The organism is Cytophagaceae bacterium ABcell3 (assembly GCA_030913385.1).
Lineage (GTDB): Bacteria > Bacteroidota > Bacteroidia > Cytophagales > Cytophagaceae > ABcell3.
In genome coordinates this window covers 2,820,820-2,834,558 of record CP133159.1, presented here as the reverse complement: position 1 = coordinate 2,834,558, position 13,739 = coordinate 2,820,820, and the positions used below count along the sequence as shown (strand labels likewise).

The 13,739-nt window shown below is 38.5% G+C and carries 15 protein-coding genes; 5 read left to right on the top strand and 10 right to left on the bottom strand.

What is annotated here, in order from left to right; all coding sequences use genetic code 11:
- The first annotated feature begins 204 nt into the window (after positions 1–204).
- The 3 genes from RCC89_11590 (at position 205) to RCC89_11580 (ending at position 2,489) form a co-directional block, all read left to right on the top strand.
- A complete protein-coding gene (locus RCC89_11590; protein ID WMJ73797.1) occupies positions 205–894 on the top strand; it encodes an NADH-quinone oxidoreductase subunit F in 690 nt (229 codons plus the stop codon).
- A gap of 143 nt (positions 895–1,037) precedes the next feature.
- Complete coding sequence (locus RCC89_11585) at positions 1,038–1,901, top strand: rhomboid family intramembrane serine protease (protein ID WMJ73796.1); 864 nt, start codon at positions 1,038–1,040, stop codon at positions 1,899–1,901.
- 93 nt (positions 1,902–1,994) lie between these two features.
- Complete coding sequence (locus RCC89_11580) at positions 1,995–2,489, top strand: hypothetical protein (protein ID WMJ73795.1); 495 nt, start codon at positions 1,995–1,997, stop codon at positions 2,487–2,489.
- 109 nt (positions 2,490–2,598) lie between these two features.
- Here the strand turns inward: RCC89_11580 and RCC89_11575 are convergent, their stop codons facing one another.
- The 7 genes from RCC89_11575 to RCC89_11545 form a co-directional block, all read right to left on the bottom strand.
- Entirely contained in the window at positions 2,599–2,949 is a 351-nt protein-coding gene (locus RCC89_11575; GenBank protein ID WMJ73794.1) for a hypothetical protein, read from the bottom strand.
- A gap of 174 nt (positions 2,950–3,123) precedes the next feature.
- Positions 3,124–4,074, bottom strand: a complete 951-nt coding sequence (locus RCC89_11570) for an SH3 domain-containing protein (protein ID WMJ73793.1) — start codon at positions 4,072–4,074, stop codon at positions 3,124–3,126.
- 108 nt (positions 4,075–4,182) lie between these two features.
- Complete coding sequence (locus tag RCC89_11565) at positions 4,183–4,782, bottom strand: DNA-3-methyladenine glycosylase (GenBank protein WMJ73792.1); 600 nt, start codon at positions 4,780–4,782, stop codon at positions 4,183–4,185.
- The gene (locus RCC89_11560) at positions 4,782–6,095 is read right to left on the bottom strand and encodes a nucleoside recognition domain-containing protein (GenBank protein WMJ73791.1); all 1,314 of its coding nucleotides are present in this window, start codon (positions 6,093–6,095) and stop codon (positions 4,782–4,784) included. The genes RCC89_11565 and RCC89_11560 overlap by 1 nt, the downstream gene beginning before the upstream one ends.
- Before the next feature lie 80 nt (positions 6,096–6,175).
- Positions 6,176–8,116: an AAA domain-containing protein gene (locus RCC89_11555; protein WMJ73790.1), complete on the bottom strand. Its 1,941-nt coding sequence runs from the start codon at positions 8,114–8,116 to the stop codon at positions 6,176–6,178.
- A gap of 18 nt (positions 8,117–8,134) precedes the next feature.
- Positions 8,135–9,187: a type IX secretion system membrane protein PorP/SprF gene (locus tag RCC89_11550; GenBank protein ID WMJ73789.1), complete on the bottom strand. Its 1,053-nt coding sequence runs from the start codon at positions 9,185–9,187 to the stop codon at positions 8,135–8,137.
- A 143-nt stretch (positions 9,188–9,330) separates the two neighbouring features.
- The gene (locus tag RCC89_11545; protein ID WMJ73788.1) at positions 9,331–9,843 is read right to left on the bottom strand and encodes a peptidylprolyl isomerase; all 513 of its coding nucleotides are present in this window, start codon (positions 9,841–9,843) and stop codon (positions 9,331–9,333) included.
- 144 nt (positions 9,844–9,987) lie between these two features.
- Between RCC89_11545 and RCC89_11540 the strand changes: the two genes are divergently transcribed.
- Together RCC89_11540 and RCC89_11535 are read left to right on the top strand one after the other, a co-directional pair.
- Positions 9,988–10,989 carry an enolase C-terminal domain-like protein gene (locus RCC89_11540; protein WMJ73787.1) on the top strand — a complete coding sequence of 334 codons (1,002 nt, stop codon included), beginning with the start codon at positions 9,988–9,990 and terminating at the stop codon, positions 10,987–10,989.
- Positions 10,986–11,447, top strand: a complete 462-nt coding sequence (locus RCC89_11535; protein WMJ73786.1) for a hypothetical protein — start codon at positions 10,986–10,988, stop codon at positions 11,445–11,447. The genes RCC89_11540 and RCC89_11535 overlap by 4 nt, the downstream gene beginning before the upstream one ends.
- A gap of 191 nt (positions 11,448–11,638) precedes the next feature.
- Here RCC89_11535 and RCC89_11530 read toward each other — a convergent pair whose 3' ends face one another.
- From RCC89_11530 to RCC89_11520, 3 genes are read right to left on the bottom strand one after another with little or no spacing between them, the layout of a single operon-like run.
- Positions 11,639–12,331 carry a hypothetical protein gene (locus RCC89_11530; protein WMJ73785.1) on the bottom strand — a complete coding sequence of 231 codons (693 nt, stop codon included), beginning with the start codon at positions 12,329–12,331 and terminating at the stop codon, positions 11,639–11,641.
- 34 nt (positions 12,332–12,365) lie between these two features.
- Positions 12,366–12,869, bottom strand: a complete 504-nt coding sequence (locus tag RCC89_11525; GenBank protein WMJ73784.1) for a TlpA disulfide reductase family protein — start codon at positions 12,867–12,869, stop codon at positions 12,366–12,368.
- Positions 12,870–12,880: 11 nt separating this feature from the next.
- Positions 12,881–13,600: a phosphatase PAP2 family protein gene (locus RCC89_11520; protein WMJ73783.1), complete on the bottom strand. Its 720-nt coding sequence runs from the start codon at positions 13,598–13,600 to the stop codon at positions 12,881–12,883.
- Between the last annotated feature and the right edge of the window lie 139 nt (positions 13,601–13,739).

Below are 13,739 nucleotides of genomic sequence, written 5' to 3'. Positions count from 1 at the left end.
AATAAATTTCGTCATGAGGAGAAAATAACAATAAATCAGCATTTGAACGGCAAAGCAGCAGCGCTGTGGTTAAGGCACAAATGCGAGCTAGGACGGTTTAAAGATATTTTGAGGTAATAGAATCACTATTGCATATTTCAAACTTATTTTGCCTATGCCCCTAAACCCTGAAGTAAAAGGAGGGTTTTACAAAGAAAAGACTTTATGCGGACAGCAAATATAATCGGAACAACAGGTTTAACCGGCCACTTTCTTCTAAACCAGATACTAGAAGACGAGCATTTCGAAACTGTGAGGGTTTTTACTAGGAGACCGACTGGCACAAAGCACCAAAAGCTAGAAGAACATATCATAAATTTTGATTCGCCAGATGAATGGAAGCATCTTGTTCAAGGCGATGTCCTTTTTTCTACTTTAGGAACTACATTAAAAAAAGCTGGGAGCAAAGAAAATCAGTTTAAGGTAGACTTCCAATATCAGTATGAGTTTGCCAAGGCAGCAGCAGAGAACAAAGTACCGGTTTATGTATTGGTCTCTGCCCCTGGAGCAAACCCCTCCTCCATTTTCTTTTATTCTAAAATCAAAGGAAAACTAGAGCAAAAAGTCATAGATTTAGACTTTAAAAGTATACATATTTTGCATCCCAGCATTCTAGAAGGAGACAGAAAAGAAAATAGGTTCTTTGAAAGCTTGGGCATCAGGTTCATGAAACTAGTCAACAAACTAGGTTTATTAAAAAGCTACCGTCCTATTCATGGCAAAACTCTGGCCAGGGCCATGCTAGAGGCGAGCTTTAAAACCTATACGGTAATGAGGATTTATGAACCTTATAGGTTATTCATAATGGCAGATCAATATCTGGACAGAAAGCGAAAAGGCAATACCGAAGGGTGACTTCGTCTTAAGAGCAACAATTGAATAATTCTTAGAAAAACCGGAACAAGCATTTTTAAGATACGTACATGATAGTAACAAAATATGCGTATAATTCATTATAATTACATATAGTTAACATTTTTAAGCAATTTTTGAATAGCATGTCTGAAGAAGAAAATTACCAGAACCCAGAGCGAGTAAGTGAAGTACGACCAAAAAAATTAGCGGATGTTGTTAAATTTCTGGTAATTATTAACATTTTGGTATTTCTTGCCCAGCTTTACCTTGACAACAATGGCTTTGGGATTACAGAAACATTCGCACTGTTCAGTTTTGAATCCGAACATTTTGCTATTTGGCAATTAGTTACCCATATGTTTCTGCATGGAGGGTATTTGCACTTATTTCTAAACATGTTCATCCTATGGATGTTCGGATCTGCTCTTGAGTATGTATGGAAACCTAAGAAGTTTATATTTTATTACTTTTTCACAGGTATAGGTGCAGCGCTTCTCCATGGTGCAGTAACGATGTTTACAATTAGCCAGCTAGAATCTGAAGTAAACGATTACAAACAAGACCCAAGCTACTCAGCATTTTCAGAGTTTGTCCATGAAGAAATTGGAGAACTGCCAGAAACCGTTCCACAACAGGCACGTGTATTGCAGGAAATGCATGAACTAGAAGAAAAATGGGCTGAAGATCCAGAAAATGAAGCTTACGCCAGACGCTCAGAAGAGCTTATGCAAGGCTACCTTCAATTCCACATTAACAGGCCATCTTTAGGTGCATCAGGTGCTGTTTTTGGTATACTATTGGCTTTTGGATTTCTTTTCCCGAACCAACCAGTCTATATCTATTTCCTATTCCCAATCAAAGCAAAATACTTCGTCATTTTCTTAGGGGCGCTAGAACTTTATGTTGGGGTTTTTGAAGAAAATAATGTGGCAAACTTTGCTCACCTTGGTGGTATGATATTTGGTTTCATACTTGTGAAGATATGGGGTGAAAAACCTAGAATTTAACCAACGAACTATAAAGGATTACAATCTGATAAATTATCCATCAGCGCAAATCATGGCATTTGCGCTGTTTCTGTAAATACAAAACACTAGCCGATGAGTAATACAAACCTGGTAAGAATAATAAACATAACATTACTCCTTACTTTTTCAGGACTGTTTCTGTCAATTTTCTTTCATGAAGCACTATTAAGAAGTATAGCGGGTGTTTCAGGAGCTTTATTCATTCTATCAGGAACTTATGCATTGCTTAAAAATGGTACTTTTATCAAAAGCGAAGCATTTCCTTATGCAGGCATAGGTTTAGTTATATTCATGATAGGCACATCATTTACTGTTCTAAATTGGCCATATGCCGAAATAATTATCGCTATTGGTTTAATAGGCTTTACAAGCGTTTATTTTTTTGAGTTTTTTAAGAGAAGCAATATCAAAAATGTAGAATATGGTAAACCAATATTCCTTCTACTTTTCCTTTCTGGCCTATATGCCAATCTGATGAGATGGCCATATGCTTCTGTTATGACTATTTCTGCTATAATTTGCCTGATTTTGCCAGTTTTTTACTTTGTCAAACAACAGAAGTCATAAACATGAAATATACATTAGAACTTTCTAATGCATAATCTAAGCAAAAAAAAAGCAGGCTGGGAACCACCCCAAACCTGCATCCAGAATTAACCACTTAAAATTAACCACTTTATATATTCACTAGGTGAATCAAAATTAAAGAAAGCATTGCCACTAAATTAAGTCCAAAAACAATCATATTTGTTTTCATTCCCAAGCCTGAGATATTCGTAACCAATACAGCCATAGTTGAGAGCGAAGCTACTAATGCGGTAATATCAGAAATTCCAATACTATAGAACTGAGTCATAAGCAATAGAACTGGAACCAAGATACATCCTTGAAAAAACAATATTCCTGAAACCGCCAGATACCGATAATTCTCAAGCACCTCACATAGTTGAGAAAACTTAGAATTGTTGTGTACTGCCTCAGAAGTGTTGATACTAGTACCGTGCGCTAATCTTGTTGCTGTTGCCATAGTTGTTTGCTTTTATTTGTGTCATTTACTTTATAACATCAAAAGTACAGCATGAAGCGACGATTTATAATGATGATAGTCAGGGCTACAGTTGATCCTAGTCACCCCTCGAAAAAAAAGAAAAGCAGGTTCAGAAACCCCAAACCTGCTTTTTTTATAAGAAAACCCATTAATTTAAAAGTTAAACCGTCCTCCTATTCCAAATTGTCCGATAAAACCAATATCACGGTATAGGACCGTATACAGGTTAGCATCTAAAAAGAAAGATAATGGTATATCTGGAATGGTATATTCAAGACCGATTACAAAGTCCACTCCCAAGTCTACATCATTGACTCGGGACCGCTCATGCACGTATCTTCCTCCTCCATAAGGATAAGGAACCCACCTACGATAATGATAGCTATAACTCCAATTTCTTAATTGTACTCCTCCTCCATAATAAAACTGAAGCCCTTCAATTCCCTCTCCCTCTAATAAATTTTTATGAATTAAATAATGTACCTGTAGCGCTATAGAGAAATGACGTTCAATATCGTCATAATAGTAACTATAATGATGGTGATGATTATAGTTATAATAATCATAATAGTAATCTCTAAAACGATTATGATAATAGCGGTCAGAGTACCACCAACCAGCAGGGCGACCAATGCTAATTTCAATGGCACGATCTCCAAAATACTTTTTCGCAGTTATCCCCGTTGGGTCTCCACCCCGAACTCCAATACCAAGATCTCCATCTCCAGAGCCTCCCCCACCACTATTGCCTGAACCTGAAGAAGAATCGTTCCTATTAGAATTTGAAGACGACCTGTTACTAGACCTAGAAGAGGATTTTCTTCTGCCACTGCCTCTGGGCTTATCCTCGCTTAAATATTGAGAAGAAACATAACCGACTTTAAAACCTTCGCTATCTTCATACTTCACCTTGTACCACTCAGGATTGCTATTATCCAACACTTCCACCTTAGTACCATGAGGCACCTTGCTTACTACATTGTTCCCAACACTGGCATTGCTCCGCAAATTTAGACCATTTTCAGGAGTCACATACAACTCCTGCCCTATACCTTGTTTTATTAAAAACAAAACGAAGAAAAAAGTGAGATAAAGATTTTTCATGTTCCCAGATTAAACCGGAAACAAGTTAATAACAAGCGGAAAATTTTACAAACATTTAAGGAATGAATATAATTATTTCTAGGTAATATTTACGCTAAAAAAATTAAATTACTTTGCTTTGCTAACCCATTTGTTGCCACTAATACTAAACCTCCATGGTTTCAAAGCATACTCTTCTGCATAAGCAATCCCGACTCTGGGGCGTGCTGTGATATCATTGGCATCAACAACTTTGCCTTGGTCTTCAATCCATATAGCATCACCTTGTAAAGACAGGTTATTGTGCGACTTAGTTATTCCTAAAGCCTGAGACAATGCTCCGGGGCCGGCAGTTAAAGTGTAGTCCAGTTTTTTCTTCTTCCTACGTTCCATCATAATATCGAGTCCCTCTATTGGCTCTATGGCCCTTACCAGAACTGCATGGGGCACGTCAACTTTATTAGTTATAATATTAAAAAGGAAATGGATTCCGTAGCACATATAAACATAACTTACCCCACCTGCCTTATAAAAAGTTTCTGTTCGGGAAGTCCTTTTATTTCCAAAGGCGTGCGAAGCCTTATCTTCTGGTGCTTTGTAAGCTTCTGTTTCAACGATAACTCCTCCTGTTACCTTACCGTCAATGCAAGTTAGCAATTGCTTTCCCAGCAAGTCCTGGCTAACCTGTAATACATCGTCACGCTGGTAGAAGTCATTAGAAAGTTTCATTATCTAAAAAAGATATAAGCCACAAATATGGCAGCTATAATTCCAGCAAAGTCAGCGATAAGACCAGCCCCTAATGCGTAGCGTGTTCTTTTTATTCCAACAGAACCGAAATAAACAGCTAGTACAAAAAAAGTGGTTTCTGTACTTCCCTGAAAAGTTGCTGCCAATCTCCCAACAAAAGAGTCTACACCATAAGTTTCCATTGTTTCAGCAAAAAGCCCACGAGCACCACTGCCTGAAAGCGGCTTCATCAGTGCGACAGGCAACCCCGGTATAAAGTCGGTATTGATTTGCCATGTGAAGCCTACTGCTGCTAGCACATAATTCAATCCATTGAAAATTCCTTCTATTCCGGCCAGCAGTAAGTCCATAGCGCCTGAAGCCCTAAAAACACCAATAGCTACTAGCATGGCTACCAGGTAAGGAATAATCTTTATAGCAATCCCAAAACCATCTTTGGCGCCATCTATAAAAGTATTAAATAAATTAATTTTTTTACGCAGCCCCATCAACAGAAAAGCAATGATAATTGAGAAGATAATACCATTGCCCAATAGACTACTAATAGGTCCTACTTGCTCATCGGGAAGATTAACAAAGTAATAAATTATACCGCCCATCAACACTATACCACCTAAAAGGTAAGCCAAAATCACTTTGTCCAGAAGATTTATTTTCTGAATAATTGAAACTGCAACTAAACCAGTGATAGATGAGAAAAAAGTAGTAATCAGAATAGGTATAAAAATATCCGAAGGGTTGACGGATCCCCCTGCCGCACGTAGTGCCATGATGCTTACCGGAATAAGTGTCAGCCCAGAGGTATTAAGTACCAAAAACATGATTTGGGCATTGGAAGCCTTTTCCTTGTCTGGGTTAATTTCCTGAAGCTGGTTCATGGCCTTAAGCCCTAATGGCGTCGCCGCATTGTCCAACCCCAACAAATTGGCTGAAAAATTCATCAACATAGAACCATTGGCTGGGTGTTCCTTGGGAACCTCAGGAAACAAACGGTGAAAAAACGGCCCCATCAGGCGTGCTAACACATTGACCGCGCCACCCTCTTCTCCAATTTTCATGATTCCCAACCACAAAGCCATAGCGCCGATAAGCCCGATAGACAAAGTCACACTGGCTTGTGCCGATGAGAAAACACTGCCAATAATGGTGTTAAAGATATTCAGGTCTTCGGTGGTAAAAACGATATTCCAGTTTTGGAGAAAAAACTCCCGGAAGTAATACCCCACTACCCGAACAACAGCCATTAAAAAGCCTAAAACAAAGAATGAGACCCAAATATAGTTTAATGCCATTTATAAAAACTGCTTATTAAAAACGGATCTTGTTAATCCTGACAATATATAGGAAGAAATCTGAGAGTGCAAAATATGAGTTACATAAATTCCCACGCACTTTTATAAACGCCCTGTTTTTCGGAATATTCAAGAAATTTCCCATAAAAATCATGTTGTCCAATGGTAGCGCTATCGCCTACTACCACTAATTTCTTTTTTGCGCGCGTCATGGCTACATTCATCCGGCGAATATCACTAAGAAAACCTATTTCTCCCCTGTCATTAGAACGAACCAAACTTATAAGCACCAAATCCCTTTCTTGGCCTTGAAACCCATCTACTGTATTTACAGACAAATTCTTCCCAAAAGATTTAAAAAACTCATCATTTTCTTTCATAGATTCGAGCAAATGCACCTGTGCCTTATACGGAGAAATAACCCCTACCCTAAACCTTTGCTGATCTGCTACACTTACATATTGCTTCACTTCATTTAAAATCGTACGAAGGTATGCAAAAAGAATATTCGCCTCCCCCTCATTGATCAGGCTCCTGGTATTTTCTCCAAACGCTTCTTCAAAACCACAGCCTGCAGTATCAATAAATTCAATAGGCGCTGACAAAAGTGGAGATTGGTCAGAAATAGACCAGTCTGCTACTGAATCATGGGCTTTTAAAGCGCCTTTATAAAAAGCTTCACCTGAAAAACCCATTATTCTTTTGTTCATTCTGTATTGCACATCAAGCATTACCCCAACCTCTTGTCTTTCTATGCATTTTTCAAAAAGTGTTACAGACAATCCCCTTCTTGCTGCTTCCTCAGATTTGACAGTGGGAGGCAACTGGCAGTGGTCACCTGCAAGCACTACCCTATTGGCTTTTATAATAGGGATCCAACATGCGGGTTCTGGTGCCTGTGCAGCTTCGTCAATAAAAACAGTTGAAAACTCTTTGCCTTTCAGAAAGTGACCGGCGGCACCCACCAAGGTACAGGTAACCACCTGCGCTTCATTGACCAAAGAGTCTGTAATAAACTTTTCAATTTTTTCAGCGTCGGCTTGTAACCTTCTGGCTTCTGACAAAATTAGCCTGCGTTGTTCCCGCTCTTCCTTACCAAATTTACGCTTATACTTCAAAGCCATATTTCGATATTCTATGGCCGAGCGTTTTAGTTCCTTAATAAGCTTGAAGTCCCGATGTTTAGCTATACGTACATCCAAGGTGTGGCTTAATATCTCTTCTGTGACCCTAGCGGGGTTTCCTAAGCGCAATACATTGACACCTTGCGCATCCAAACGTTCTGTCAAAAGATCAACAGCCGTATTGCTAGGAGCGCAAACCAGCACCTGTTTTTCATCTTGAAGGGTTCGCACGATAGCCTCTACCAAAGTAGTCGTTTTTCCCGTACCAGGAGGGCCATGTATAATGGCTACATCACTAGCAGAAACAACGGAATGTATAGCCTCCTTCTGACGATCGTTCAGTGTGGCAGGGATTTTTTCAGGGTGCACGTCTTCCCTGATGCTTGGCGTCTTATCCCCCAACAGTATATCTCGAAGATCTGCCAAACGACAGTTTCGCGCTTTCCTGACAAGTTGAACGGCTGCTTCCATCTCTCGATAACTACTTTCGTCAAATAGCAAGTCAAGCCCCAGTTTACCATCATCAATCCAGTCTGGAAGCTCATCAACAAAAAGAGTCAGTTTTATTATATCAGGTCTCGATGCAGAAACAACGCCTGATATCCTCGGCAAATCTTTATTATCACTTGAAGTGTTACTGAACAAGGAGGCAACCCGTCCTGCCTGAAACTGATGCGGTATATCAGTATAAGAAGTTCTTTCCAGTTCCAAAATAAGCCGCTGGCCTGTGCCATAAAACGATTCTTTAATTACTACAGGGTAACAAGAAAGCCCAGCTTCTCTACGCTCCTTTAGTGGTGTATTTAAAACATGCTCTTCGTAATACTTCCGGTCTTCTTCCTGCTCTAGCTGTAAAAGTTCAAGTAACAGGTTCAGTTCTTCTACTGCTCCTTGCATAGCATAAAAATTAAGTTTTTAGAATGTTGCAGGTTGATGCAAAAAAGGGAAAGGAGTTCTCGCGCTTTTCCCTGGCTTTCTTCTTTTCCGTTTATTGTAAAGCAACTCCCATGAATAAATGACAGATAGTTCATGCGCCCCACCGCTCGCTGGAGTAAACTTAGAAATTGTCACATCATAACTATACGAGACCATAAGTCCCTCGTGACGAAAGCCTGCCATAAAAACCAAAGATTCATGGTTATGTATAGACTCATTATATTTCTTTACCGGTAGTCCGCGGTACCAAAAACCGAATAAAACCGGATCCATTACTGCATAGGCACCGACATCAAACCTATCAGCCACACCTTGTCTCATATAAAGAAAAGTAGGCGTAATGCTTATTTCTTGAGGGTTATGCCTTTGCGACGGCATCGAATTTGTCAGATTGAATTTGTAGCCACCATGAACAGTATAGCGCATGTCCAAGCGTCCTGATCCGTCAGTAAAAAAAGACAGGTCGGGGCGGTTGAGGTGAAAAGCAGAAAAACCTACCCAAAGGTTAGGGTTATAGACCAAACCACCGGTGGCAAAACTTAGGTTATGGGTATTAAGCCCTCCAAAAGACTCTCCGGTTGGCGCACCAGTATATCCGCGGTCATCTATTTGGTCTCCAAAAGTCATATTTCCGGCATCCACACCTCTAGACATATAAGAAGCCTGTAAAGCAGGCACAAACTTCCATTTGTCTGTAATATTTACATGGTATGAATAAATCAAACCAATATTGTTGGTTCGAAAACCAATATCCCCTTCTTGGTCTCTGCGAAAAACCACCCCAATACCACTGTTATAAGGTTCTATAAAGTGATCAGCCGATGCTGCATAAGAAACAAATGGAGTAGTCACATTAGGCCACTGTACCCTATAGTTCAAGGCAGCCCTGGTATTTTGTGCAGTACCCGCAAAAGCCGGATTTAAAAATAAAGGGGCATTGTAATATTGCGAAAATTGTGGATCCTGAGCCAAGGTTTCCGTGGCTTGCAACACTATCGTTGCCCAAAGCAGTATCTGTAATAATTTTTTCATTCTCAAGGACCACAAAAATAAGAAATAAAGCCACCTAAACAATTACCCTACAGGTAAGGCTTACTGGCTAGAACGCTTTTTTTGTGGAAAGATTATAAAAAAATCCCGCTGGTGTGGCGGGATTATAAGTTTTTCGGTGTTCATTAATGTTGAACGCCTCCAGGCCCATGGGCATGGCCATGAGAAAGCTCTTCTTCAGTAGCCTCTCTAACTTCTTTAACATTTCCTTCAAAGTGAAGGTCATATCCAGCAAGAGGGTGATTGAAGTCCATTTCAACTTCTGTAGGAGTTACTTCTAAAACTCTTCCCCTTAATACATTGCCATCAGGATCAGACATAGGTATGATTGCTCCAGGCTTAAAAGTTTCAGTATCTACTACGCCATCTTGCGCAAATACATTAGATGGAAATTTAACAATAGCATTTTCATCAATATCTCCATAGGCTTCATTTGAAGTCAATGAAAATTCAAAAGCATCACCTTCCTGTTTTCCATCAAGGTTTTCTTCAAATTTTTCAGGAAGTCCACTTTGACCGAAAAGAAAAACCATAGGTTCTTGCCCCTCAGTTTTTTCAACCAGTTCAAGACCTCCACCCTCACTTTTTACTTTGAGCTCATAATCTATGGCTACTACTTTGTCTCTGGTAATTTTCATTAAAAAAAGTATTTATAAGTTATCAGATGTTTAAAGTTAACTAAATAATAACGCAGATGTTTAGATTACACCATTTTTTTTCTACTGACGATAAATATTGATAACTTATAACTCAATAAAAGTCTTACTAAAAAGAAGAACACAATGCTTACCTGGTCTGCCGAAAAAATCAATTTAAAGCTACTCTATAGCTGGAAAATTTCAAGAAATGAATCTTCTGAGAAAACCAATATTATAGTTACTGTCAGCGATGGAAAAATATACGGCCGTGGTGAGGCTGCCCCTAATATCAGGTACGGCGAATCACCGGAAAAGCTCATGGAAGAGTTTTTACAGTTTCAGCAAAACGCTCCTAAAGCCATTAATTCTATAGAACAGTTAGCGGTTGACTTAAAGTTGATGAACATAAGCAATTCATTAAGATTTGCCATAGAGTCAGCTGCCTTACATTTTGAATCATTAAGCCAAGGCAGACCTTTAGAAACTTGGGGACTACGCCCAGCTTCAGGCATCAGAACCTCATACACCCTTCCGATAATGGACCTAGGACAGGTAAGTAGGTTTATTGAAGAATACAAACTTTCAAGATTTGTACCACTAAAATTAAAAGTAAATGCCGAAAATGCCGAAGGGTTGATAAAAGAGGTTAGACGCATTTATGATGGGGATATATGCATTGATGCAAATGAAGCATGGAGAAACCCAGATGACGTTTTAAGGCTTATGGAAAAGGTAAAAAACAGCAAAATTCTATTTTTTGAACAACCTTTTCCCCATGAACTGGTTGTAGAATATAAATACCTGAAGAAAAATTCGGACTTTGACATTATAGCAGATGAATCGATAACTGATAAAGTGGAAGACATTCCAGGCTTTAGCGAAATGTTTCATGGTATCAACATGAAGTTAATGAAAGCTGGTGGATATTTGAATGGGTTGAAGATACTAGATGAAGCGAACAAGCATAACATGAAAACCATGGTCGGTTGTATGATTGAAACCACCTTAGGAATTTCTTCTGCTTTGAACCTCGCATCTGGTTTAGATTATGTTGATCTGGATGGCTTTTTTGTTGTGGGAAATGAGCCTTTTGGTTTGGTTAAAGAAGAAGATGGATTACTTTTTAAAAATGATTTAAAATTATGAAAGTACTTGAGAAAAAAGATATAAAAGTTGGCTTACTGAAAAAATGTGTCGATATGCAGACACAGGTTGTAAAAAATGCAAAAAAAGCAATGGACGAGGCACAAGAAAGTGCCAATGAAGCACAGCATGCCACTGAGGAAATGACAGACTCCTTCCGTGAAACAATGCAAAACACAAGAGACATGTTTGCCAAAAGATACTTTCAGGCACAAAACGAGCTTGATGTACTGAAAAGAATCCCTGTAAATGAAACCGATAAGGTAGAAACCGGTGCTGTAATACATACCAACCAACATAATTACTATGTTTCTATAAGCCTTGGAGCAGTAGATGTGGATGGCACAAAATATTTTGCTATTTCTAGCCAATCTCCAATTTATAAAGTAATGGAAGGCAAGAAAAAAGGTGATGAGTTTACCTTTAGAAACCAAAAAATTAAAATAACTGAAGTTTTCTAAACTTGAACAATAGGGTTTAAGGCATGAAGATCTAAAAAAACTGTAATTTATTTCAGGTAAAAATAACCACAAACAATTAAAAGCCGAGCATCAACAAATGCTTGGCTTTTTTTATCCCTCATGTAAAATAGATTTTAAAAGCTTTTAAAAGTTATTTCCAAGACCCGACTGCCCTATTTCAAATACCAAGTTTAATGTGATTTTAAAGGATTTTCCCCATTCCAGGTCCCCCAAGAATCTACTACTGCAAAACGGGCAAAAAGCTCCTCCTTATACCAGTTGCGTGTTCTAGTCTTTACTACCACATCTTTATGCTGCTCCATCTTATAGGCATATTCCTTTACTGACTCTAAATCCTTCCAGATACTAAGTGTCGCTTGTTTAAACACAGGTACCTCTCCAATGCCTATAGATGCAATAAGCCCTTTGGCATCTAATAACGACTCGCTTACAATGGGCACATGATTCCAAAAATCCCTGATCTTACTAAGCCGTATAGTAGCTCTGGTCAAAACCACTATAGGGCTAGGTTTCAGGTTTGCATTATGTATATTTTCAAAAGGGTTTACACCCGACCAGGCACCCTTACTTTGTATGGTAGCTAATTTGAGGTGATACTGCTCTGAAGATAATTTCTTATAAATGGCATATAAAGTTGAGTTTAGAAATTTGTCAAAAGCTTCGTTGCTTTCCCAAACCGCCATGAGGCCATATCTGCCATAATCAGGTTTAAGGCTAAAACCAATACCTGCACCACAGCCAACCAATTTCCAAAACACCAGCCCCTTCCTAAAGAATAAAAATGGCCTGGCCAGCCCCATCATGCTTAATGCCAAAAATTTGGACCATGAACTTTGGTAGGTAAATAAAGAAAAGGTAACCATTTGGCTACCTTTTATAGTTTGTTCTCGTTCCAACTTAGTTCCTTAATTTATCTATATCTTTGATAATCTTCTTGTCAGATGGGTTTCTAGCATCAAAGTCCACTATTTTTCCCGATTTGTCTACAAGCATAAAACGAGGAATGGCTTCTATACCAAACTTCTGCAACAAATTATCTTCTTTGCCCTCTAAGGATATTAAATGTGTACCTTCTATTCCCTTCTTCTCAACCATTTTCTTCCACTTTTCTTCATCCTTATCTATAGATACATACAAAAAGACCACATCATCTGCATCAGCATAGTGCTCTTTAAGATACTTTGACTTGTTGATTTCAACCAAACAAGGCATACACCAAGTAGCCCAATAGTCTATAAAAACAACTTTCCCCTTAAAATCGCTCAATGAAACGTTTTTACCATCGATATCCCTTAAGGTAAAGCCTTCATCATCTTTACTGTGTTGGGCTTCCAGTACATTGGTAGAAAAAATTACTGCTAGTGCAACTAGCACAGTAAACAACTTTAGTGATAACTTCATATTGTAACAATTTATAATACAGGTTCAATTTTCCTGCCAGAAAACTTTTCAACTTTAACAAGCACAAACAAGGATAGAAAAAGCCATGCGGCCCCCAAAGCCAACCCCGCCACTACATCAGTAGCAAAGTGTACCCTCAAGTATACCCTACTCAGGGCTATCAAATGTATTAAGATAAACAAGAAAATACACGTCAGATACCTTAAAATTTTATTACTGATACTTCTATATGAAATATAAATAAGCAAACCATAGAAAGAAAAAGCCATCATGGCATGTCCGCTAGGGAAACTAAGGCCAAAGGCTTCTATCAGGGGCATAGTAGGCCTGGCCCGCCCTATCATTTCTTTCAGAATAATATTTAAAGTAATACACCCCAGTGCCACCACTGGAATTTTCATACTAAACCATTTGTGCTTTCTAATAAACAAGAAATACAGAATAAGTATAACCGAAGCTGCGATAATAAAATTCCGATTAGCCAGAACTGTAACAATTTCCATAAAAGTAGTCATACCTGGTCCAGACCATGATTCTATCCATTCAAAGACTCTTTTGTCAAAAACTGTATAGCCTTCCAGCTCCTCACCTTGAAAAATCACATACCGCCATACCAGGTAAAATATATATAAGGATACAGAAAAAATAAGAGTGACAAGCGCAAGTTCTAAAGAAAACAAAGCAAGTACGGCAAGACTTTTTCTGTATAACCGCTTAACGTTCTTTTTCATTAATGTTCCAACAGTTAATCCCAAGTTGAAGTTTTCCTTCCTTATAAATAACTCACTATACTGTAATTGTTTAAGCTTATTATAAAGTTAAAACATTTTCACCTTCCCAATATCTGCTAAAGAGGCATTTCATACTTTG

Bases quoted from the DNA above. Each gene is read 5' to 3' on its own strand.
- RCC89_11590 (WMJ73797.1), top strand. From the start codon at position 205: ATGCGGACAGCAAATATAATCGGAACAACAGGTTTAACCGGCCACTTT.
- RCC89_11585 (WMJ73796.1), top strand. From the start codon at position 1,038: ATGTCTGAAGAAGAAAATTACCAGAACCCAGAGCGAGTAAGTGAAGTA.
- RCC89_11580 (WMJ73795.1), top strand. From the start codon at position 1,995: ATGAGTAATACAAACCTGGTAAGAATAATAAACATAACATTACTCCTT.
- RCC89_11575 (WMJ73794.1), bottom strand. From the start codon at position 2,949: ATGGCAACAGCAACAAGATTAGCGCACGGTACTAGTATCAACACTTCT.
- RCC89_11570 (WMJ73793.1), bottom strand. From the start codon at position 4,074: ATGAAAAATCTTTATCTCACTTTTTTCTTCGTTTTGTTTTTAATAAAA.
- RCC89_11565 (WMJ73792.1), bottom strand. From the start codon at position 4,782: ATGAAACTTTCTAATGACTTCTACCAGCGTGACGATGTATTACAGGTT.
- RCC89_11560 (WMJ73791.1), bottom strand. From the start codon at position 6,095: ATGGCATTAAACTATATTTGGGTCTCATTCTTTGTTTTAGGCTTTTTA.
- RCC89_11555 (WMJ73790.1), bottom strand. From the start codon at position 8,116: ATGCAAGGAGCAGTAGAAGAACTGAACCTGTTACTTGAACTTTTACAG.
- RCC89_11550 (WMJ73789.1), bottom strand. From the start codon at position 9,187: ATGAAAAAATTATTACAGATACTGCTTTGGGCAACGATAGTGTTGCAA.
- RCC89_11545 (WMJ73788.1), bottom strand. From the start codon at position 9,843: ATGAAAATTACCAGAGACAAAGTAGTAGCCATAGATTATGAGCTCAAA.
- RCC89_11540 (WMJ73787.1), top strand. From the start codon at position 9,988: ATGCTTACCTGGTCTGCCGAAAAAATCAATTTAAAGCTACTCTATAGC.
- RCC89_11535 (WMJ73786.1), top strand. From the start codon at position 10,986: ATGAAAGTACTTGAGAAAAAAGATATAAAAGTTGGCTTACTGAAAAAA.
- RCC89_11530 (WMJ73785.1), bottom strand. From the start codon at position 12,331: ATGGTTACCTTTTCTTTATTTACCTACCAAAGTTCATGGTCCAAATTT.
- RCC89_11525 (WMJ73784.1), bottom strand. From the start codon at position 12,869: ATGAAGTTATCACTAAAGTTGTTTACTGTGCTAGTTGCACTAGCAGTA.
- RCC89_11520 (WMJ73783.1), bottom strand. From the start codon at position 13,600: ATGAAAAAGAACGTTAAGCGGTTATACAGAAAAAGTCTTGCCGTACTT.